Annotated in this window: 20 protein-coding genes; 11 read left to right on the forward strand and 9 right to left on the reverse strand. The window is 54.6% G+C overall.

What is annotated here, in order from left to right; genetic code table 11:
* Positions 1 to 246 precede the first annotated feature (246 nt).
* The 3 genes from EBL_RS11910 to hspQ all read left to right on the forward strand — a co-directional run bounded on the left by EBL_RS11910 (position 247) and on the right by hspQ (position 3,532).
* Positions 247 to 1,782: an EAL domain-containing protein gene (locus EBL_RS11910; RefSeq protein ID WP_232001860.1), complete on the forward strand. Its 1,536-nt coding sequence runs from the start codon at positions 247 to 249 to the stop codon at positions 1,780 to 1,782.
* Between the two features lie 142 nt (positions 1,783 to 1,924).
* Positions 1,925 to 3,154 carry a 23S rRNA (cytosine(1962)-C(5))-methyltransferase RlmI gene (gene rlmI / locus EBL_RS11915; RefSeq protein WP_002439620.1) on the forward strand — a complete coding sequence of 410 codons (1,230 nt, stop codon included), beginning with the start codon at positions 1,925 to 1,927 and terminating at the stop codon, positions 3,152 to 3,154.
* A 60-nt stretch (positions 3,155 to 3,214) separates the two neighbouring features.
* A complete protein-coding gene (hspQ, locus tag EBL_RS11920; RefSeq protein ID WP_002439619.1) occupies positions 3,215 to 3,532 on the forward strand; it encodes a heat shock protein HspQ in 318 nt (105 codons plus the stop codon).
* 39 nt (positions 3,533 to 3,571) lie between these two features.
* Here hspQ and EBL_RS11925 read toward each other — a convergent pair whose 3' ends face one another.
* Positions 3,572 to 3,988 (reverse strand): CoA-binding protein, encoded by a 417-nt coding sequence (locus tag EBL_RS11925; protein ID WP_002439617.1) that lies wholly within the window; start codon positions 3,986 to 3,988, stop codon positions 3,572 to 3,574.
* Between the two features lie 176 nt (positions 3,989 to 4,164).
* On the opposite strand from EBL_RS11925, the gene EBL_RS11930 reads away from it, so the two are divergent.
* Positions 4,165 to 4,716 carry a YccT family protein gene (locus EBL_RS11930; protein ID WP_002439615.1) on the forward strand — a complete coding sequence of 184 codons (552 nt, stop codon included), beginning with the start codon at positions 4,165 to 4,167 and terminating at the stop codon, positions 4,714 to 4,716.
* Positions 4,717 to 4,838: 122 nt separating this feature from the next.
* Entirely contained in the window at positions 4,839 to 5,297 is a 459-nt protein-coding gene (gene mgsA, locus EBL_RS11935; protein WP_002439613.1) for a methylglyoxal synthase, read from the forward strand.
* Here the strand turns inward: mgsA and helD are convergent, their stop codons facing one another.
* On the reverse strand, positions 5,298 to 7,352 hold the full coding sequence (gene helD / locus EBL_RS11940; protein WP_002439612.1) for a DNA helicase IV: 2,055 nt from the start codon (positions 7,350 to 7,352) through the stop codon (positions 5,298 to 5,300). It lies immediately after the preceding gene.
* Positions 7,353 to 7,474: 122 nt separating this feature from the next.
* Here helD and EBL_RS11945 point away from each other — a divergent pair, with 122 nt between their 5' ends.
* Both EBL_RS11945 and yccS read left to right on the forward strand, forming a co-directional pair.
* A complete protein-coding gene (locus tag EBL_RS11945; RefSeq protein WP_002439611.1) occupies positions 7,475 to 7,921 on the forward strand; it encodes a YccF domain-containing protein in 447 nt (148 codons plus the stop codon).
* A gap of 18 nt (positions 7,922 to 7,939) precedes the next feature.
* A complete protein-coding gene (gene yccS, locus EBL_RS11950; protein ID WP_002439608.1) occupies positions 7,940 to 10,066 on the forward strand; it encodes a YccS family putative transporter in 2,127 nt (708 codons plus the stop codon).
* Here yccS and EBL_RS11955 read toward each other — a convergent pair.
* Positions 10,056 to 10,685, reverse strand: coding sequence for a TfoX/Sxy family DNA transformation protein (locus EBL_RS11955; protein WP_002439606.1), 630 nt, complete (start codon positions 10,683 to 10,685; stop codon positions 10,056 to 10,058). The two genes, yccS and EBL_RS11955, sit on opposite strands and share 11 nt — an antisense overlap.
* Before the next feature lie 219 nt (positions 10,686 to 10,904).
* On the opposite strand from EBL_RS11955, the gene sulA reads away from it, so the two are divergent.
* Together sulA and ompA are read left to right on the forward strand one after the other, a co-directional pair.
* On the forward strand, positions 10,905 to 11,417 hold the full coding sequence (gene sulA, locus EBL_RS11960; RefSeq protein WP_002439604.1) for an SOS-induced cell division inhibitor SulA: 513 nt from the start codon (positions 10,905 to 10,907) through the stop codon (positions 11,415 to 11,417).
* Positions 11,418 to 11,776: 359 nt separating this feature from the next.
* Complete coding sequence (ompA, locus tag EBL_RS11965; protein ID WP_002439603.1) at positions 11,777 to 12,844, forward strand: porin OmpA; 1,068 nt, start codon at positions 11,777 to 11,779, stop codon at positions 12,842 to 12,844.
* Positions 12,845 to 12,935: 91 nt separating this feature from the next.
* Here ompA and matP read toward each other — a convergent pair whose 3' ends face one another.
* Entirely contained in the window at positions 12,936 to 13,388 is a 453-nt protein-coding gene (gene matP / locus EBL_RS11970) for a macrodomain Ter protein MatP (RefSeq protein WP_002439602.1), read from the reverse strand.
* A 214-nt stretch (positions 13,389 to 13,602) separates the two neighbouring features.
* Between matP and EBL_RS11980 the strand changes: the two genes are divergently transcribed.
* The gene (locus tag EBL_RS11980; protein WP_002439601.1) at positions 13,603 to 15,363 is read left to right on the forward strand and encodes an AAA family ATPase; all 1,761 of its coding nucleotides are present in this window, start codon (positions 13,603 to 13,605) and stop codon (positions 15,361 to 15,363) included.
* Between the two features lie 68 nt (positions 15,364 to 15,431).
* Positions 15,432 to 15,950: a bifunctional 3-hydroxydecanoyl-ACP dehydratase/trans-2-decenoyl-ACP isomerase gene (gene fabA, locus EBL_RS11985; protein ID WP_002439599.1), complete on the forward strand. Its 519-nt coding sequence runs from the start codon at positions 15,432 to 15,434 to the stop codon at positions 15,948 to 15,950.
* 65 nt (positions 15,951 to 16,015) lie between these two features.
* Here the strand turns inward: fabA and rmf are convergent, their stop codons facing one another.
* The 5 genes from rmf to EBL_RS12005 all read right to left on the reverse strand — a co-directional run bounded on the left by rmf (position 16,016) and on the right by EBL_RS12005 (position 21,832).
* Positions 16,016 to 16,183 carry a ribosome modulation factor gene (rmf, locus tag EBL_RS20015; RefSeq protein WP_002439597.1) on the reverse strand — a complete coding sequence of 56 codons (168 nt, stop codon included), beginning with the start codon at positions 16,181 to 16,183 and terminating at the stop codon, positions 16,016 to 16,018.
* A 252-nt stretch (positions 16,184 to 16,435) separates the two neighbouring features.
* Positions 16,436 to 17,002, reverse strand: coding sequence for a membrane integrity-associated transporter subunit PqiC (gene pqiC, locus EBL_RS11990; protein ID WP_002439596.1), 567 nt, complete (start codon positions 17,000 to 17,002; stop codon positions 16,436 to 16,438).
* Complete coding sequence (gene pqiB, locus EBL_RS11995) at positions 17,002 to 18,636, reverse strand: intermembrane transport protein PqiB (protein ID WP_002439595.1); 1,635 nt, start codon at positions 18,634 to 18,636, stop codon at positions 17,002 to 17,004. Before pqiB ends, pqiC begins: the two co-directional genes overlap by 1 nt.
* A complete protein-coding gene (gene pqiA / locus EBL_RS12000) occupies positions 18,626 to 19,897 on the reverse strand; it encodes a membrane integrity-associated transporter subunit PqiA (protein ID WP_002439594.1) in 1,272 nt (423 codons plus the stop codon). The genes pqiB and pqiA overlap by 11 nt, the downstream gene beginning before the upstream one ends.
* An 18-nt stretch (positions 19,898 to 19,915) precedes the next feature.
* Positions 19,916 to 21,832, reverse strand: a complete 1,917-nt coding sequence (locus tag EBL_RS12005) for an ABC transporter ATP-binding protein (RefSeq protein WP_002439592.1) — start codon at positions 21,830 to 21,832, stop codon at positions 19,916 to 19,918.

The following is a 21,832-nucleotide window of genomic DNA, read 5'->3' on the forward strand; positions in this document are numbered from 1 at the left end:
TGGCACGCTGCGTTGTATTTCTATGTTGCCGCTGCATTTTCTCTTTACCGTGCAGCATAAGAAATTATGGCAGTATCTTTACTGTTAGCCAAACGTAACCTGAAAATCACGTTTTCCGTTGGCGCCGCTTATATGTTTATTTTAATAACCTATTGAAAATTAAAATGTTACACATAATTATTATTTTTACTTATCATGATCTATACTATACCGGTATTCAGTATAGCGCTGTCGAAATAACCGTCGTTGTCAGAAAGAGTAATAATGAGAAGAAAAACAAGAATAATTATAATTACTGCCAGCGTTATAGGTGTAATTTTGTCTGGCGCAGCATTAACCTGGCTACAGGTTATTAATACTGAAATCAACCAGACAGCCGCCACGGCCTCCAGAACAGTCAATAATATTGACTCACTGCTGGATGAGGCCAGACTGGCGGCAGATAAAGCCCGCCCTTATTTACCTGCCGCCTGTACCCTGGACACCATTATTGCGCTGGAAAAAATAGCCGTCAGCATTCGCCATATCAGGCTTATAAATACCTATCTCAATGAAAAACTGCTGTGTTCATCTTTTGGTGATAAAGACGCCATCAACGTTAACTATAACCCCCACACGCAGCAGAAACTGACAATTATTAACGATAATAAAATCTCGCCGGATGAGAAAGTAATTGTGCTTCAGACCCCCTTCCCGGAGGGGATGGTGGTTTCAAGTTTTAGTGCTGCGTGGATATCTGAGTCCTTAAAAATACTCAATAGCCAGCGCCCGCTGACTATTCAGATCGGTGATAAGACACTGACCCAGTCAGGTGATATTCATATTAATGATAATGAAAAAACAGCCGGATACCATGTTATTAAATCACAGAAATATCCCTTTTCAGTGGCATTCTCATCTGCATTAAGTATTCCGTTATCCCATTACATACAGGCAGGGAAAGCGTCCCTTTTACTGACACTGATCCTGGCGATAATGACCGGGCTGATTCTGCGCAAGCATTTATTCCGCAATGCCAGTATCTATGAGGAGTTAAAAGACGCCATCGCCAGCGGCGAGATCGTCCCCTGGTATCAGCCCGTCATCAATAACAGCACAAAAGAGCTGTACGGTATCGAGATTCTGGCCCGCTGGGTGACCCCCTCAGGGGAGGTTATTCCCCCGGATGCGTTTATCCCTCTGGCTGAGCAAAGCGGGCTTATTATTCCATTAACGCGCAAAATCATGGTCCAGGCCGGTAATGAGCTCCCCTCGTTATGGTTCAGCGAGAAATCACCATTCCATATTAGCTTCAATGTTACTACCTCACATATTCAGAGCCCGGAGTTTATCTCCGAATGTACTCGTTTCATTAATAAATTCCCCAAAGATACAATAACACTTACGGCGGAAATCATAGAGCGGGAGCCTTTTGATAAAGATGCCGAACTCAAAGAAAAAATAACCGAGTTGCGAAAAAACGGCATTAAAATATCGCTGGATGATTTTGGTACAGGATTTTCAAATATCAATTACCTGGAAACCCTGGCTATCGACATTATAAAAATCGACAAACTCTTCGTTAATGCGGTTATCGATGACGGCAACCCGGTAAAATTAATTGATTATGTTATTGATATGGCGAATGATATGAACATCACTATTATTGTGGAAGGTGTTGAGAATGCTTACCAGGTAAATTATCTGGCCGATAAAGTTAACTTTTTCCAGGGGTTCTACTTTTCAAAACCCTTGTCATTCCCGGAGCTAAAAACCAGCTTCGCCCGTTTTAATCGCATGTAAACGCTGTAGCCGTCATTTCAGCAAGCTCTGAACCGTTCACATGTGCTACCCTACGCGCCGTTTCCAGCCGTGGCGCAGCTGCCTGCTTATCATTCAACCTGCGCCCTGGCTGTATCATTGTATTTTTCCATGGGAGTACCTGATGAACGCCGCACCAAAAAGCCCGCAAACCGGTTTACCGGGATTTCCCCGTTTAGTCCTGGCTAAAGGCCGTGAAAAATCCCTGCTGCGCCACCATCCGTGGGTTTTCTCTGGCGCTGTTGCGCGGGTAGAAGGCAAAGTGGCACTGGGTGAAACGATTGATATTGTCGACCACCAGGGCAAATGGCTGGCCCGCGGCGCCTGGTCACCCGCTTCACAAATCCGGGCCCGTGTCTGGACCTTTGATCCCCGGGAAAATATCGATAACGATTTTTTCCTCAGCCGCCTGCAGCGCGCACAAACCTGGCGTACTATTGTCGCCGCACGGGACGGCCTGGACAGCTACCGGCTGATTGCCGGTGAATCTGATGGCTTACCCGGGATAACCATCGATCGCTTTGGCGATTTTCTGGTGTTACAGCTGCTCTCTGCCGGGGCTGAATACCAGCGGCCTGCGCTTATCAGCGCCCTGCAACAGCTGTACCCTGAGTGCAGTATTTACGATCGTTCTGATGTTGCTGTACGCAAAAAAGAGGGTCTGGAACTGGTTCAGGGCCCCGTATCCGGGGAGCTTCCCCCCGCCCTGCTTCCCATTGAAGAGCACGGCATGAAATTGCTGGTGGATATCCAGAATGGCCATAAAACCGGCTACTACCTGGATCAGCGCGACAGCCGTTACGCCACCCGCCGTTACACTGAAGGTAAACGCGTACTTAACTGTTTTTCCTATACGGGTGGGTTCGCTGTTTCCGCACTGATGGGTAACTGCCGCCAGGTGGTCAGCGTGGATACTTCTCAGGAAGCCCTGGATATTGCCAGACGCAATGTTGAACTCAACGGGCTGGATGTCAGCAAGGCAGAGTTTGTCCGCGACGATGTTTTCAAACTGCTGCGCAAATACCGGGATAACGGCGATAAATTCGATGTTATCGTGATGGATCCGCCCAAGTTTGTTGAAAATAAAAGCCAGCTTGCCGGTGCCTGCCGCGGGTATAAAGACATCAATATGCTGGCCCTGCAGCTTCTGAACCCCGGCGGCATTTTACTGACATTCTCCTGCTCAGGGCTGATGACAACAGAGCTGTTCCAGAAAATTATTGCGGATGCGGCCCTGGATGCGCACTGTGATGTACAATTTATAGAGCAGTTCCGCCAGGCTGCAGACCATCCGGTTATTGCAACCTATCCGGAAGGGCTCTATCTGAAGGGGTTTGCCTGTCGCGTCATGTAACTTGAAATGAGGAAAGTTACCCGCATATAGATGCTAAGTAACAATCCCCGGGAGGTGACTATGATTGCCAGCAAATTCGGCATAGGCCAGCAAGTACGCCACTCCCTGTTGGGCTATCTGGGCGTGGTGGTCGATATCGATCCGGAATACTCACTGGATGAGCCCACAGCGGATGATCTTGCTGTTAACGCAGAGCTCCGGGCATCGCCCTGGTATCACGTTGTGATGGAAGATGACGATGGGCAGGCCGTCCATACCTATCTTGCAGAAGCACAGCTCAGCGGCGAAATTCCGCAGGAGCATCCGGAGCAACCCTCAATGGATGAGCTGGCGGCGTCTATCCGCCAGCAGTTGCAGGCCCCACGATTACGCAACTAGCCACGCATACCCCCGATAAAAACCCGACTCGTCGGGTTTTTATTTACCGGTTATCCCCAGGCGCGGAATTTCAATCGCCGGGCAGCGATCCATCACCACCTGTAACCCGGCCTGCCGGGCCAGTGCTTCGGCCTCATGATTAATCACCCCAAGTTGCAGCCACAGACTCCGGGCGCCTGCGGCTATCGCCTCTCTGGCGACCTCCAGGGCGGCGTCTGAATTACGAAAAACATCCACCATATCAATGGGCTCTGGTACATCGGCCAGGGTGGCATACCCCTGCTGGCCCAGCAGGGTTTTACCGGCAACTTTTGGTGATACCGGAATAACGTGGTAGCCCTTATCCAGCAAAAAGGCCATGACCCGGTAGCTGGGGCGATCCGGCTTATCACTGGCGCCCACCAGCGCGATAGTGCGGGTACTGTTCAGGATCCCGGCAATCAGCTCATCATTCATCATCACTCCTGGTATTTATGTGCGGTGGCAGACAGGTATACCACTGACAGGCCACCCCATGAAACGCTAAGATAAAGAATATTTCTCGAAATATGTCTATATGTTAATAGTACGTCGCAAAAATGCGTCACGGATGAATGATTTTCACGCTGACCGGAGCCATTATGAAGTGCTGCATGATGTTTGTACTCTTGTTGCTCAGTGCGGCAACCAGCGCGACCACACTGCATCTGCCGGGCGACATCGAACTTCTGGTGCTGGACGGGAAACGGATCTCCCCCTCTCTGGTTCGCGGGGCTGAGCAAATTGAACTTAACAAGGGTATCCATCAGATTGTCTTACGTGTGGAAAGAAACCTGCCCCACGGCAATCTCCGGGTTCACTACCTGTCGGCCCCGGTAATTCTCACCTTCAGTACCGGCAGCGCCCGCCATGTGTCGATACAGCCACCGCAGATTAACAGCCTGGCAGAGGCCCGGTATTTTGATGAGCACCCGGGCATTACGCTGACCGATGAACCCGGCCAGCCACTGCCGGTGACACAGGATATACTGCCCGTCGATAACAGGCTCCCGGCAGACGCCATCAACTACGAGCAGCTCACGCGCCAGTATAACTTGTCCGGGAAAATAGCCTCCCAGCCGCGTTTTACCCGCGCTACCCAGCCATCGCCCGGCGTGCGTTTTTCATGGCTCAGGCCCGATCGCATCCACCAGACCATTCAGTAACCGGCTGATACGTTAAAATACCATCACTGCGCGATTTTTTTGATGTGATCGACTTGCAGCCCGGGCCACTTACAGTAAGCTGTCGGGCATCTTATTATTGACATTCAGGTAGCCAAAACACCATGGAACTGACCACGCGAACCCTCACGCCCCATAAGCATATCGCCCTTGTTGCGCACGACCACTGTAAAAACGCGCTGATGAACTGGGTAGAGATCCACAAAACGCTGCTCTCGCGCCATACGCTGTACGCCACAGGCACCACGGGTAATCTTATCCAGCGCGCGACCGGGCTCAGCGTTAACGCCATGCTCAGTGGCCCGATGGGGGGCGATCAGCAGGTAGGGGCGATGATCGCCGAAGGTAAGATTGATGTGCTGATCTTCCTCTGGGATCCGCTTAATGCCGTGCCGCATGATCCGGACGTCAAAGCCCTGCTGCGCCTGGCGACCGTCTGGAATATCCCGGTCGCCACCAATCTGGCAACGGCAGATCTGATCATCGAATCGCCGAAGATTGAACAGCCGATTGATATCCTGATCCCGGATTATCAGCGCTACCTGGATGAGCGCCTGAAATAACTACGGTTTTCTGGCCTCCGCAACCCCCAGGTGTCTGAGCACCTCCACAAAAGCGCCTGGGGCATCTTTATCAAACAGTAGCCAGACCCGCTGGCGCGCCCGGGTAATGGCGACATACAGCAAGCGGCGCTCTTCTGCATCGGGGAAGTCTTCCGGCTGGGGTAACAGCGCCTGCTCAATGACCGACTCCCGCACGCTGGCCGGGAAACCGTCGCGCCCCTCTTTTAACCCCAGCACAATGACGTGATCCGCCTGCTGCCCCTTACTGGCGTGCATTGTCATAAAATCAATATTCAGCTTTGGCCAGCGGGTGGCGGCTTTCGCCAGTATCGCCGGGCGCAGATAGTGATAGCGGGCCAGCACCAGGATACGCTCGCTTGCGGTCACGTAACCGCTCATTTTATCGAGCAAATTCTCCAGCTGAGAGTCCACCAGCAGCGTTACCGCCTTACGGTCGCCTTTTACCAGACTGTTAAGGGGCTTTTTCAGCTGGAAAGGGTTTTGCTGAATGAGCTGATTAGCCACCTCGCCAATCCGGCTGTTAAAACGGTACGTGGTATCCAGCGCACAGTTGTCCCCCTCCCCGAAAAACTGATTAAACCGGGTGGTCAGATCCAGATCAGCCCCGCTGAACCGGTATACAGACTGCCAGTCATCCCCCACGGCAAACAGCGTGGTATGGGGGTTCTGGCGGCGCAGCGCGGCAATCAGCGCCGCCCGCTGGGGCGAAATGTCCTGAAACTCATCCACCAGAATGTGTTTCCAGGGGCTGATAAACCGGCCTTTATCCAGCACATTCACCGCCTGATGGATAAGCCCGGAGAAATCAACGGCCTCTTCCTGCTTCAGTGCAGTTTTCCATGCTTTCAGCAGCGGCGCCATCAGCCGGATACGTTTCTGGAAGATATCCTGCAAATCATCCGGGCAGCGGGCAATCATCTCTGCCTGGGAGTTACCGCTCATGCGCAATAATCCCAGCCAGCGCACCAGCCGCGGGGCCAGGCGCTGGCTGAGTTTCTCATCCCGCCAGAAATCCTGCTCAGGCACCTGCCAGCCCAGCTCTTCCGTCAGCCACTGGCGCCAGCCTTTGGCCTGGGCTTTTTTCTCGCTGCACTGCTGGCGCCAGGTATCCAGCAAAAGTGCCTGGCTGGCGGCAGTGTCCGATTCCAGCTGGCTTATCTGCGGGGGCTTGCGCCCTCCCTGCTGAATAATAAACAGCGCCAGCGCGTGAAAGGTGCGCGAGCTGATATCGCCGGTATTCAGGCGCTGCTGAATGCGCTGATCCATCTCTTCGGCGGCTTTGCGCCCGAATGCCAGCATCAGGATTTGCTCCGGGCTGGCCTCACCCCGGGCCAGTAGCCACCCGGCCCGGGCCACCAGAACCGATGTTTTACCGCTCCCGGCCCCTGCCAGCACCAGTGTGGATGCCTCACCATTTACCACCGCCCGGGCCTGGGAGGGGTTCAGCGGGCTACTTTCGACTGACTGGAAAAATGGCTGGTAGTCGCTGAGCATCTTCCGGGTGTAGCGCTGGTTCGCCGCCTGGCGCTGCGCTTCACCATTCTCCAGCCAGGCCAGGCACAAAGACCAGGCGGGCTGGCAGTTATCAAACAAGGCGATTCGCGCATGGGGCAGCGGCAGTGCGCTCAGCGCCTCGCGGATTTGGCCCTGCAGGCCGGCAATATCACTGCGTTTTAACCATTTTTCGCCCTGCCCGGTGGCGTTAATCGCTGCGGCCTGCTCATCCAGCACGGTGGCGGTGATCGCCGCCATCTCCTCACTCCAGCGCTGCCAGAGCCCCAGCAGATGCTGGTAAAAACGCTGGGTATCACCCCATTCGGTGCCGTGTAAACGCACCACTTTCTGATCCGGCAGCTCAAACTCCAGCTCACCCCAGACAAGGCCGCGCTTACAATGGATATCAATCAGCTGGTTGAACGGGATCAGATACCGGTGACGATCGCCGGAAACCTCAACCCCGGCGGTCAGCAGCTTAACCCGGTCATAAGGGTGCTGTGCCAGATGCTTCCCCAGCGCCGTTGCTTTTAGTTCCATGACATCCAGATCCCAGTAGGCAGAAAGGTTATTAGTTTAACTGTCTGAGAAATCACGCTCCAGGGTAAAAAACACGGTACACTTGCGGGCGTATTTATTTGTCAGCGTTATCCGGGGGAATTATGCGTACTGTTCTTAACGTTCTCAACTTTGTTCTTGGCGGTTTTCTGACCACGCTCTCATGGCTGCTGGCTACCGTGGTCAGTATTATTTGTATTTTCACATTACCGCTCACCCGCTCCTGCTGGGAGATAACCAAATTATCCCTGGTACCCTTTGGCAACGAGGCTGTCCATGTGGATGAGCTGGCGCCGGAGAGCAAAAGCCGGTTAATGAACACCGGCGGGACACTGCTTAACATTTTGTGGGTTATCTTTTTTGGCTGGTGGCTCTGCCTGCTGCATATTGCCGCCGGTATTACCCAGTGTCTGACCATCATCGGGATCCCGGTGGGGATCGCCAATTTTAAAATTGCCGCCATCGCGTTATGGCCGGTGGGGCGCCGGGTGGTACCGGTTGAAGTAGCGCAGGCCGCGCGGGAAGCGAGCGCCCGCCGTCGTTTTCAATAGTAAAAGGAACTGCTGTTCATGCTAAGCCCGCTGTTACACCGGAATACATGGAAGAGTACCTGGCTGTATAACGTCCGAATTTTACTTGCCCTTAGCGGTACTACGGGGCTGCCCTGGTATCTGGGTAATGTCACGTTAACCATTCCGCTTACCCTGGGGGTGGTGGCTGCCGCGCTGACCGATCTTGACGACCGGCTCACCGGCAGGTTACGTAATTTGCTGATAACCCTGTGCTGTTTTCTGGTCGCCTCTACATCGGTTGAACTGTTATTCCCCTATCCGTGGTTATTTGCCCTCGGTCTGATGCTCTCCAGCTGCGGGTTTATTCTGCTGGGTGGGCTTGGCCAGCGCTATGCCACCATTGCGTTCGGGGCCCTGCTGATTGCTATCTACACCATGCTGGGCATTTCGCTCTATCAGCACTGGTATCAGCAGCCCTTGTTATTACTGGCAGGCGCTGTCTGGTATAACCTGCTCACCCTGGTGGGCCACCTGCTCTTTCCCATCCGCCCGCTACAGGACAACCTGGCCCGCTGCTATGATCAGCTGGCCAGCTATCTGGAGCTGAAATCCCGGTTATTTGATCCGGATATTGAAAACGAAAGCCAGGCACCGACGCTTGAACTGGCGCTGGCTAACGGCCAGCTGGTTGCCATACTCAACCAGACCAAAGGCTCCCTGCTGACCCGTCTGCGCGGTGACCGCGGGCAACGCAGCACCCGGCGCACCCTGCATTATTACTTCCTCGCGCAGGATATTCAGGAGCGGGCCAGCTCTTCCCACGTGCAGTATCAGGCCCTGCGGGAGAAGCTGCGCCACAGCGATATTATGTTTCGTTTTCAGCGCCTGATGTCTACCCAGGCCCTCGCCTGCCAGAAACTTTCCCGCTCCATTTTGCAAAACCGGCCTTACCAGCATGATCCCTGGTTTGAACGGGCATTTACGCACCTTGATGCGGCCATCTCCCGGCTGGGCAACTGCGGGCTGAGCGGCAGTGAAATGAACGCGATTCGCTTCCTTATGAAGAATCTGCGCGCCATTGATGCGCAGCTGGCGACCGTTGAATCGGAACAGGCGCTGGCGGCACCGGCGGGCAGCACGGAAAACACCCTCGCGGACGACAGCCTGCACGGGATGAGCGATATCTGGCTGCGGCTGAGCCGCAATTTTACGCCTGAGTCTGCCCTGTTTCGCCATGCGGTCAGAATGTCGGTGGTGCTCAGTATCGGGTATGCCTTTATTCAGATAACCGGGATGCAGCACGGTTACTGGATCCTGCTCACCAGCCTGTTTGTCTGCCAGCCAAACTACAACGCCACGCGCCACCGCCTGGCGCTGCGTATTGTCGGCACCCTGGCCGGTGTTGCCATTGGCCTGCCGGTGCTGTGGCTGGTGCCCTCCGTGGAGGGCCAGCTGTTGCTGATTGTGATTACCGGGGTCCTGTTTTTTGCCTTCCGTAATGTGCAGTACGCCCACGCTACGTTGTTTATCACCCTGCTGGTGCTGCTCTGTTTCAACCTGCTGGGTGAAGGGTTTGAGGTGGCGCTACCGCGGGTTATCGATACCCTGCTGGGCTGTGCCATCGCCTGGGCGGCGGTCAGCTTTATCTGGCCGGACTGGAAATTCCGCCACCTGCCACGCGTGGTGAGCCGGGCGCTGGACGCCAACTGCCGCTATCTGGATGCCATTCTGGAGCAGTACCACCAGGGGCGGGATAACCGGCTTGCCTACCGCATAGCCCGGCGGGACGCCCACAACAGCGATGCGGATTTTGCCTCGGTGGTGTCGAATATGTCGTCAGAGCCGGGAATGACCCAGGAAGACAGGGATAATGCGTTCCGGTTGCTGTGCCTGAACCATACCTTTAACAGTTATATTTCCGCCCTCGGGGCCCACAGGGAAAAACTCACCCGCCCGGATATCCTCGGCCTGCTGGATGACGCAGTCTGCTATGTGGATGATGCTCTGCACCAGCGGCCGGTTGATGAAGAACGGGTGAGCAAAGCATTCAGCGGGTTATCAGAGCGGATCAGGGCCTGCCAGCCAGACAGCGACACCAAAGAGCCGCTGGTCATTCAGCAAATCGGGCTGATCATTGCGCTACTGCCAGAGATAACCCGGCTCCGGCGCCAGGCTAATCTATAGACAGATTGCCTGAACGGTCGCGCTGTAAGGCCAGCCACCACTCCTGTAGCTCCCGGCGACGCGCCGCCGGGAGCGCCGCCAGGTGCACCCCGCGAATGGCGCCCTCCAGGGCATACAGAATATTAATGCCGATAAACGGATGCACTTTGCGCAATTTTATCCAGCATGCCCGGGCCCCCAGATGGATCAGGGTGTTAACGTCATCGACCCCCACGTCCTGCAACAGCATTTCAATTCTCAGCGATAAGTTAGGCAGATCTTTCAGGCGCTGCGCTGCCTTGCGGCTTTGCTTTTCATCCTGCGCACAGCGCAGTGACTCGCGGGAAAGGGTTAACAGCTGGTGCTTGTCTTCCCAGAGCTCATCATCAACGTGGTAGTATTGTAAGGCCACCGCCCGGCCCCGTTTATGGATCGAAAGCATCCCGGGTTCCCGGCGGCTCACGTAGGTTGCGGCCTGCTCGCAGGCGCGCAGATACAGCTCCCCTTCTGCCACCATGGCGAACACGGTGTTGTCCACAAACAGACTGTACCCGCCAAACAGCGCCCGGTGCTTAATTTCCCCAAGTTCTGACAAGTATTCTCGGGATGCCCGGATCCGCTCAAGCGATGCTTTTTTCATATAAAAATCCTTATTAATTAATAGATAAAGTTCAGTTTGCTCTATTAACGGATCCGCTATATGCACGTTAAGCAACTTGATCATCCCGGGCAATCACAATTTTATGATCCGGCAAAGTACAGCGAGAATTTGCGAGTCAGTTTCAGAAATTCCGGTTGATCTTTACGCCGCACCGGATTACTGTATATTCATACAGTACACCGTAAGGATGAACCGACTATGCACTCACCTGCTCAGCACACTGTCAGAAATACCCGCCCTGCCGCCCACCCTGTTGCGGGGGAAACACATCGCGCCCGGAATGCATGCCAGGGGCTGGTCAGTGAAGTTGTCTATAATGAGGGTCAGCCTGGGTTAACACAGTTACTGTTACTGCCGCTGCTGCAACAACTGGGGCAGCAGTCACGCTGGCAGCTGTGGCTTACCCCGCAGCAAAAACTGAGCCGCCACTGGGTGCAGGATGTGGGCCTTCCTTTATCGAAGGTGATGCAGGTCAGCCAGATGGGGCCTTCTACCATGGTAGACGCCATGGAAAAGGCACTGCGTACCGGTAACTACAGTGTGGTGGTGGGGTGGTTACCTGGTGAATTATCAGACTATGATCATCGCAGGCTGACGAACGCAGCGGAACAGGGTAACGCGATTGGCCTGATTATGCGTCCCACTCCAGGGCATTCTGTGAAGTCAGGACCACAAAATTCTCTAAAAATTCATTCTGGATTGTATCATTAAGTAAATTTTCAGATTTGTCCCGACTTTTTTTTTGCGCTACCGTCAACTACTTGTTACACAGCAGAAAACCCCACAACTACAGGGTTTAGCCGTGATATTGCTGAATTTTTGTGGGTCAAAAAAACAGCAAAAATGTTGAGTTTTGTAAAAACTGATCGTTTTTATTCATATACCTGACTGACTTCACACTTGTAAGTTTTTCGCGACGTTGTAGACTTTACCGTACCTGGGGTGTTCATCATAAGCTGAAACAATCAGCACAGTTACAAATGAATGCCTGTCTGGTGAAGGATTTAACCGTCGGCTTTAAAATAGCTTTAAAGCCTGCGGGAATTTTGGATGATAACGAGGCGCAAAAAATGAAAAAGACAGCTATCGCAATTGCAGTGGCTCTGGCTGGCTTCGCTACTGTAGCGCAGGCCGCTCCTAAAGATAATACCTGGTACGCAGGTGGTAAACTGGGTTGGTCTCAGTATCATGACACCGGTTTCTACGGTAATGGCTACCAGAACAACAACGGTGCTACTCATGAAAGCCAGCTGGGCGCAGGCGCGTTCGGTGGTTATCAGGTAAACCCGTACCTGGCATTTGAAGGTGGTTACGACTGGTTAGGCCGTATGCCGTACAAAGGCGACCAGGTTAACGGCGCTTTCAAATCTCAGGGCGTTCAGCTGACTGCTAAACTCAGCTACCCGATCTATGACGATCTGGATATCTATACCCGTCTGGGTGGTATGGTATGGCGCGCTGACGCTAAAAACAACGTAGTTGGCGGCGATCGTCGTAGCAACCACGATACCGGCGTTTCTCCGGTATTCGCAGGTGGTGTTGAATACGCATGGACCCCGTCCATCGCTACTCGTCTGGAATACCAGTGGATCAACAACATTGGTGACGCTGGTACCGTTGGTACTCGTCCGGACAACGGCATGCTGAGCGTGGGCGTTTCCTACCGTTTCGGTCAGGACGAAGCTGCACCGGTTGTAGCTCCGGCTCCGGCCCCGGCTCCTCAGGTACAGACCAAACACTTCACCCTGAAGTCTGACGTACTGTTCAACTTCAACAAATCTACCCTGAAACCGGAAGGTCAGCAGGCACTGGATCAGCTGTACACCCAGCTGAGCAACCTGGATCCGAAAGACGGCGCAGTAGTTGTTCTGGGCTACACCGACCGCATCGGTTCTGACGCTTACAACCAGCGTCTGTCCCAGCAGCGTGCTCAGTCCGTTGTTGACTACCTGGTATCTAAAGGTATCCCGGCAGGTAAAATCACTGCTCAGGGCCAGGGTGAATCTAACCCGGTTACCGGTAACACCTGTGACAACGTTAAGAAACGTGCTGCTCTGATCGACTGCCTGGCACCGGATCGTCGTGTTGAGATCGAAGTGAAAGGCGTTAAAGACGTTGTAACTCAGCCGCAGGCTTAAGTTTACAATGACAAAAAACCCCGCTCCGGCGGGGTTTTTTTATGGCTTTTTCAGCCAGTGCGTCACTATGGCAACAGGCGCTGACCGCCAGTTACTCTTTGGTCAGCAGCGCCTGTAAATCCTGCTTCAGGCTCGACATTTGCGTTTCGTACTGCTCTTTTCTTTCCGCGTCTTCTATCAGCTGTACTATTGTTTCTGACAGCGTATTACCCCGGCGCTGGGACAAGCCCGCCAGGCGTTGCCACACCAGATACTCCAGATCGATAGATTTCTTACGGGTGTGCTGGTGCTCCGCATTAAAATGCCGCTTACGCCGCGCGCGGATAGTCTGCTTCATCCGGTTGCTCAGCGCCGGATTCATATGGCGAACAATCCAGTCCGTGACTTTCACCGGCTCATTTTCCAGCGCCAGCAACTGCTTCAGGGCGTCCTGCTCCTCGCCTTTATCCAGATGACGGGTTATCGGCTCCCCTTCGCGATGCTTTTTCACGAGGTACTTCCATTTCCAGCCGCTTTCGAGATTTTCCAGTTGTTGATATTTCATTCTGCTCTCGGGTCACCTTGCTACTTCATTTCAGGATATCAGCATTTCATCACTTTGCTTAAGATAATAACGGACCTTAATCAGGTTACAAAATTCCTTTGCATATCTGGTGTTAGATACCTCCCCCGCCCTCAAAAGATGGCGCCGGTACGTGTGCTGCCTGACCACTTCCTGTATAATTGCCGCTTTATCATCTGAAGAATAATTCACTACCTTGACCATAAATCAACTTCCATGGCGTGTACTGATACCTGAGACAGACTCCTGGCAATCTGTCTTTGACGCTCCGTTGCCCGCGACCCGTACTGAAGATGCATTTGAAACAGTGCAGGCGCGCCTGTGTTACGGCTTACAGCAATTCTGCCATCCGTGGGGATACTCCCGTACCCTGCTGCTTCGCGCCCCTGAGGATAGCGAAACACTGGCGCTGATTACCGACGCCGTGCGCCGTACACATGTTCCCGGCGCAACCCAGTACGGCGGGCACTATCTGATTGACGGCAACACCGTCACCTTTACCGCCGCTGGCGGGCGTGCCGGTGATTTTACCGCCACGGGAGAGGTGGTGACAGCAGAGTGGATAGAAAACGACCAGCTGTTTGGCTGCGTGCGCCAGCACAACCAGGGTATCACCCTGCAACCGGGCCTGCTGCATAAAGCAAACGGCGGCGTATTGATCCTGTCGATGCGCAGCGTGCTTGCGCAACCCTTACTGTGGCTGCGCCTGAAAGAGATGGTTACCCGGCAGCGTTTTGAGTGGCTCTCTCCGGATGAGACCCGCCCACTGCCGCTGTCGATTCCCGGTATGCCCCTTGACGTTAAACTGATCCTCACCGGTGACCGGGAGGCCATGGCAGATTTCCAGGAAACCGAGCCGGAGCTTGCCGAGTCGGCCATCTACTGCGAGTTTGAAGAGACGCTCAGCCTCGAACAGGAAGATGCCAGAACCGCCTGGACAGGCTGGATAAGCGCCATCGCCGGGCAGCAGAAACTGCCGCTCCCGTTAAAAGACGCATGGCCGCTACTGCTCAGAGAAGCCGTCCGTTACAGTGGCGATCAGAGCATCCTGCCGCTCAGCCCCGGGTGGATCCAGCGCCAGCTCAAAGAAGTCGCCATTATCAGTAACGGTGATCCCTTTAGCGCTGAGCAGTTTCGCACCATGCTGGACCAGCGGGAATGGCGGGAAAATTATCTTGCCGGGCGTATGCAGGATGAGATCCTGCAAGAGCAGATCCTGATTGAAACCGAAGGTGAACAGGTCGGCCAGATTAACGCCCTGTCGGTTATTGAGTTCCCGGGCCATCCCCGCGCCTTTGGCGAGCCGTCGCGTATTTCGTGTGTGGTGCATATTGGCGACGGCGAGTTTACCGATGTCGAACGTAAAGCGGAGCTGGGCGGTAATATTCATGCCAAGGGCATGATGATCATGCAGGCTTTCCTGATGTCCGAGCTGCAACTGGAGCAGCAGATCCCCTTTTCCGCCTCCATTACGTTTGAGCAGTCCTACAGCGAAGTGGACGGCGATAGCGCCTCTCTGGCGGAGCTGTGCGCCTTAATCAGCGCCCTGGCAGACGTTCCCATTCGTCAGCATCTGGCTATCACCGGCTCTGTTGATCAATTCGGGCGCGTACAGCCGGTCGGCGGGCTTAATGAAAAGATTGAAGGATTCTTCCGGATCTGCGAACAGCGCGGCTTCACCGGCGATCAGGGGGTGATTATTCCCACGGCGAATGTGCAGCACCTGTCGCTGCATCAGGATATTCTCGACGCAGTAGAAAGCGGCACCTTCTCCCTGTGGGGAGTAGACTCTGTAGAAGATGCGCTTCCCCTGCTGACTAACGTTATCTGGGACGGAGAAGGACGCCCTTCCCTGCTCCAGGCAATTTCAGAGCGGATTGCTCAGGCCAGCCAGCAGGAGGGCCGGAACCGTTATCCGTGGCCGTTGCGCTGGTTAAACTGGTTCAACCATAACTGATCGGACTTGTTCAGCGTACAAGTGTTAGCTAACCTGCGTCCCTCATTAAAATAAGGCTTATAGTAAACATGGTAGATAAACGCGAATCTTACACAAAAGAAGACCTTCTTGCTTCCGGGCGTGGCGAGCTGTTTGGTGCTGAAGGCCCACAATTACCTGCACCCAGCATGCTGATGATGGATCGTGTCGTTAAAATGACGGAGACCGGCGGTAACTTTGATAAAGGTTATGTGGAAGCCGAGCTGGATATCAATCCGGATTTGTGGTTCTTCGGTTGCCATTTTATTGGCGATCCGGTGATGCCGGGCTGCCTGGGTCTGGACGCCATGTGGCAGCTGGTAGGGTTCTACCTCGGCTGGCTGGGCGGTGAAGGCAAAGGCCGCGCCCTGGGCGTGGGTGAAGTGAAATTCACCGGTCAGGTACTGCCTACCGCGAAAAAAGTCACTTACCGGATCCACTTCAAACGTGTGGTCAACCGCCGCCTGATTATGGGCCTGGCTGACGGTGAAGTGCTGGTAGATGGCCGCGTAATCTATACCGCGAATGACCTGAAAGTGGGCCTGTTCAAAGATACCTCTGCGTTCTGATCCTGCCCTGCATAAACGTGAAACCTCCGCACTGCGGAGGTTTCAAATACGCTAAAGAGACGGTGTCAGGCAATAGCGACCCTGTCCTCCATGGCTTTTCGCCAGCCTCCAAGCCAGTGTGATCGTTGCGTTAATGCCTGGTAAGGACACATTTCTTTTGAGCGCCCGGTGATACCGGCCTGATAACCCCGCTGATGTGCCCGTTCCAGGCGATCTCGTTTTTGTCTCTTCATGCCTCGTTTCCCTCATTATTTGCGTCTGGTGGAAAAGAAAACAATGATTACAAAATGCGCAATCACCCTTTATCAATAACGCGCAAAATCTCCGCCGTCAATGCGCAAAATTCACACCATTGTCATATTTCACGACTATATTGCGCAACAGCGCAGCACCGCGTACAGATAACGTGCTGGCAGATAAAGAAAAGCCGCGCTTTGCTGATATCAGCATAAAGCGCGGCTTTTTTGTGCTACAGACTAAGGAAATTACAGACCGGCGATGGCACCGGCGATACTGCCTGCCTCCTGGCGCCATGCGCTGGCGAGCGCTTTTACCATCGCGTCGTAGCCGTCCTGCTCCTGGGGCAGCTCAATATGGAAAGGCCGCTTGGTCAGCTGCCCGCCATGTTTTAACAGCCACTCACCGCTAACGACGACCCGGCCATCATAACGCCCCTGAAAGCCGGTCACGTTCACGCTCAGCACATCCTGCTGGCTGCCCAGCGGCTGGGAAGAGACCACCCAGCCCGGCAGCGCCGCGCTGAGGTTAGCCACCAGCGTATTGCGCAACTGCTGGTCAAGCGGGCTCGCCCACAGGTTATTTTTGGCAATGACATACTGCACGTCAGTAGTCTGGTACACCACGCCATTACCGGCCAGATAATCAGGGATCACCACCTGCTCTACCCACAACAACCGGGAGTGCTGGTTAACCTCCCCCATGGCCACCGGTTGGGTGGCCGACGACATGGGAAGCTGATACCAGGTATCTTTCACCGTGCTACTGCAGGCCGTTAATGTGGCGAGGAACGCCAGCGATAGCCACTTTTTCATTATTTTGCCCCCTTCGGCTGCGGGTCGGGCTTATCCTTCGCCTCAAAGACCAGCGCATTGCTCTTCTGGTTGATGGTACGCAATACCGGCTGCAGCTCTCTGAGCACCTGATCCAGCCGCTGCATATCGGCAACCATCTTGTTATAGGCCGCAGATCCCGGCTGGAAGCCCTGCAAACTTCTGTTCAGCTCCAGCAGAGTGTTCTGCATATCGGCCGGCAGTTTTTGCATTTCCGGGCTGGCGGTCAGCCGGTTCACGTTGGCCAGCGTTTGCTGCATGTCCCGCATGGTTTTCTGGCTTTCACTCAGGGTTGAGGTCGCCTGCTCCAGCAGCGGGTTCACCGGCATATTGTTAATCTTATCCAGTGTATCCATTAGTTTTTGCTGGATCTGCGCCAGACCACCAGACACGGTCGGGATCACGTTATAACCGGCAACCGTTTTGATCTCTTTGAGTTTCGGCTCTTTAGGATAGAAATCCACATCCACATACAGCGCCCCGGTCAGCAGGTTCCCGGTCTTCATGCTGGCCCGCAGGCCGCGCATCAGCAGGTTATTAAACTGATCCATTTTCGGTGTCTCGCCAAACTCACTGGCCAGACGCTCCGGCTCCAGTCGAATCAGTACCGGGATCCGGTAATCATCGCCCACGTCCTGGTGCAGCCCCGGCACGTTAAACGGCACGCTGACCACGGTCCCCAGGCGCATGCCGCGGAACTCTACCGGCGCACCAATCTGCAGACCCCGCACCGAATCTTTAAAGAACAGCAGGAAGTCAATATGCTGGGTATACAGCGAATCGGCAATGCTGCGTGCATCATCGTACAGTTTAAAGGCCGTTTTATTTTCTACCGGCTCCCCTACCGACAGCCCAGTCGGCACGTCAAAGCTCACCCCACCGCTGAATAGGGTAGTCAGCGAGCCCATCTCAACGCGCATCCCACTGGAGCTCAAATCAACACTGATGCCGCTGTCTTTCCAGAAACGGACATTATTGGTGACCAGACGATCATAGGGCGCCTTAATAAACAGCTGATAATTCATATCGCGTTTATTCGGATCAAAGGTGCTGGTCTCCACAGACCCCACCTGATAACCGCGGAACAACACCGGATCCCCCGGGTTCAGCTGGCCGGCTTTATCGCTCTCCAGCACAATGCGGATACCTTTAGCATCCGGCGAGGCCAGCGGCGGAGAATCCAGCAACTCATAGCGCCCGGGTTTCTCCCCTTTTACCCCCGGCTGCAGCTCAATATAGGCACCGGACAACAGGGTGCCCAGCCCGGTCACACCTTCACGGCCAATCTGCGGCTTCACCACCCAGAAAACCGAATCCCCGTGCAGCAGCTTTTCCATACCGGATTTCAGGCGCGCTTTAATTTCCACGTGGAGCAGGTCATCGGTCAGCACTGCGCTCTCCACGATCCCCACATCCACGCTGCGGCTCTTGATGGTGGTTTTTCCCCCTTCAATGCCCTCCGCACTTGTGGTGATCAGCGTCACCTCCGGCCCCTGGTGGCTGTAATGGTAAAACAGTATCCACGCGCCGATCAGTGCGGTCACAATCGGGAAAATCCACACCGGTGACCAGTGCTTAACCCTGGATACCTTGGCATCCCCGCTGTTATTTTCCACTTTTGTTTAACTCCTCATGGTCAGGATCCGGCACCCGATCCCAGGATAACCGGGGATCAAACATCGCGGCTGCGAGCATGGTAATAATCACCACCATGGCAAACATCAACGCTCCGATAGCAGGATAAATATTCATCAGAGCCCCCATCCGCACCAGCGAAGAAAGCACTGCAATAACAAACACGTCGATCATTGACCAGCGGCCAACAAACTCAACAATTTCATACATCAGGTGCATCCGCTCCCGATCGCGCGCAACACCGTGGCCGCGGGCATCCAGGCACAGCCAGGCGATAGCAATCATTTTCAGGGTCGGCACCATAATACTGGCGATAAAAATCACCCCCGCCACCGGGTAGGAGCCCTCGCTCCACAGTAAAATCACCCCGGCCAGAATGGTGGAAGGCATTTTGTCTCCCAGCAGATCGGTCGTCATGATGGGCAAAATATTGGCCGGAAAATAAAGCATAATCGCCGTCAGCAGTAATGAGACCGTCCACTGCAGGCTGTGGCGTTTACGGGGATAGCCCTTCGTATGGCAGCGGCCGCACTCCAGCTGCCCGGCAGGCAGAATAGCCGTGCAGCATGAGCAGGAGCGTAGCCCCTGGCGCAGGCCGGTCATTCCGGCTTTAAATGGCACCGGGCAGGCGGGCGCTGGCGCGATATCGTCCCACAGCCAGCGGCGATCCACACACTGGAACGCCCTGAGCTGCAGCACGCAGAACAGGCACCAGGGAATGAAGCTGCTGCCGACCCCGATATCCCCGTAGGCCATCAGCTTCACGAAGCTGACCAGTACCCCGGTTAAAAAGATCTCCGCCATGCCCCAGCTTTTCAGCGCAAACAGCACCCGGGCCAGGCGATATTTTAACTTCTGCGGCATGGTTACCCGGTTTACCAGTAACAATATGGTGACCAGGCAAAACGCCGGCACCAGCTGGACAAACAGAATAAAAAATGTGCCCAGACTTGAGTAATCCTCAGAAAACATCACCTCAGGAATTTGCAGCATGCGCACTTCACTGGTGATCCCCGCCACCTTCATATAGATGAACGGGAACAGGTTCGACAACACCAGCATAAACAGCGCGGCCAGCGCATAGGCGGTTGGCCGCTGACGCGGCGCGTTCCAGTTAACCGTCAGCGAGGTTCCACAGCGGGGACAATTGGCTTTATGTTCCGGGCTCAGTGCCGGCAGTGTCACCAGCAAATCACATTGCGGACATAAAATCGCTTTCCCCGCATGATGTGCATCACACATGCCAGCTCTCCAGATTTATCAGTCTCCCTGTTTAAGGGATTCCAGATACTCCCAGCGTTCAAAGGCGGCTTCCAGCGCTTTTTCGGCTTCCGCCAGCGCAGACAGAACCTTTTGCGTCGCCTCATGGGGTTGGTTAAAAAATGCCGAATCACTCACCTGCTCCTGAAGAGCATTGACGCTATTTTCAAGTTCTTCAAGTAATTGAGGTAACTGCTCCAGCTCGCGCTGCAGTTTATAGCTCAGTTTACCGGGCTGGCGTTTTGCCGTTCCTGCTATCTCTGCCTTCTCGCTGGCGACCGGTGTTGTTTTAACCGGCTGAGCGGGTGTCAGTGAGCGGGCCGCGGCCTGCTGGCCCCGGGCATCGTAATATCCCCCCACATAACTGGCGATCCGGCCATCACCTTCGTAGATCCAGCATTCGGTGACCGTATCGTCCACAAATTGCCGATCGTGGCTGACCAGCAACACGGTTCCCTGGTAACCGTCGATAAGCTCTTCCAGCAGTTCGAGCGTTTCCACATCCAGATCGTTGGTCGGTTCGTCGAGAATCAGCAGGTTGCTGGGTTTCAGGAACAGGCGCGCCAGCAGCAGGCGGTTGCGCTCCCCACCGGAAAGCGCCCGGACTGGCGTCATCGCCCGTTTGGGGTGGAACAGAAAGTCCTGCAGATAGCCCAGCACATGGCGCGGCTTGCCGTTTACCAGCACCTCCTGCTTACCTTCGGCCAGGTTATCCATTACGGTTTTGTCCGGGTCCAGCTCTGCCCGGTGCTGATCAAAATAGGCCACTTCCAGTTTGGTGCCGATATGCACCATTCCGCTGGTGGGGGCCAGCTGGCCAAGCATCAGTTTCAGCAGGGTGGTTTTCCCGCAGCCATTCGGCCCGACCAGGGCGATTTTGTCACCGCGCATCACCTGGGCACTGAAATCGTTAACCAGCACTTTGCCGTCTATCTCGTAGTGGAGATTTTCAATTTCAAAGACAATTTTCCCGGAGCGGCTGGCCTCTTCCACCTGCATTTTCGCTTTGCCCATCACATCGCGGCGCTCGCCACGCTCGCGACGCATCGCTTTCAGGGCGCGCACCCGCCCTTCGTTACGGGTACGGCGGGCCTTGATCCCCTGGCGGATCCAGACCTCTTCCTGGGCCAGACGGCGATCGAATTCGGCATTCTGCAGCTCTTCTACGCGCAGCGCCTCTTCTTTGGCAATCAGGTACTGATCGTAATTGCCCGGGTAAGAGACCAGCTTACCGCGATCGAGATCGACAATGCGGGTGGCCATATTGCGGATAAATGACCGGTCATGGGAGATAAACACGATGCTGCCCTGGAAACTTTTAAGGAATGTCTCCAGCCAGTCGATGGTTTCAATATCCAGGTGGTTGGTGGGCTCATCCAGCAGCAGCACCCGCGGTGCGCTGACCAGCGCCCGGCCAAGTGCGGCTTTACGCAGCCAGCCGCCAGAGAGCGACGACAGCGGGGTGTTGGGCTCCAGCTCCAGCTGCGCCAGCACTTCATTGATCCGGCTTTCCAGCTGCCAGAGCCCCTGATGCTCCAGAATCTCCTGAATCCGGGCCATCTTGTCGAGGTTCTTCTCGCTCGGGTCAACCATCACCTTTTGGGAGATATCGTGGTACGCCTTCAGGTGTTCCGCCTGCTCTTCGACCCCTTCGGCGACAAAATCGTACACCGAGCCCGCCACATCGCGCGGGGGATCCTGCTGCAGCCGGGCCACAATCAGATCCTGTTCATAGATAATGCGCCCGTCATCCAGCGGCACTTCCTGGTTAAAGATTTTCATCAGGGTGGATTTCCCGGCGCCGTTGCGGCCCACCAGGCACACCCGTTCATTTTCCTCGATATGCAGTTCGGTGTTAGCGAGTAACGGCGCATCGCTGAAGGACAGCCAGGCACCATGCATACTGATTAACGACAT

Origin of the sequence: Shimwellia blattae DSM 4481 = NBRC 105725 (assembly GCF_000262305.1) — a bacterium.
GTDB classification, from domain to species: Bacteria; Pseudomonadota; Gammaproteobacteria; order Enterobacterales; family Enterobacteriaceae; genus Shimwellia; species Shimwellia blattae.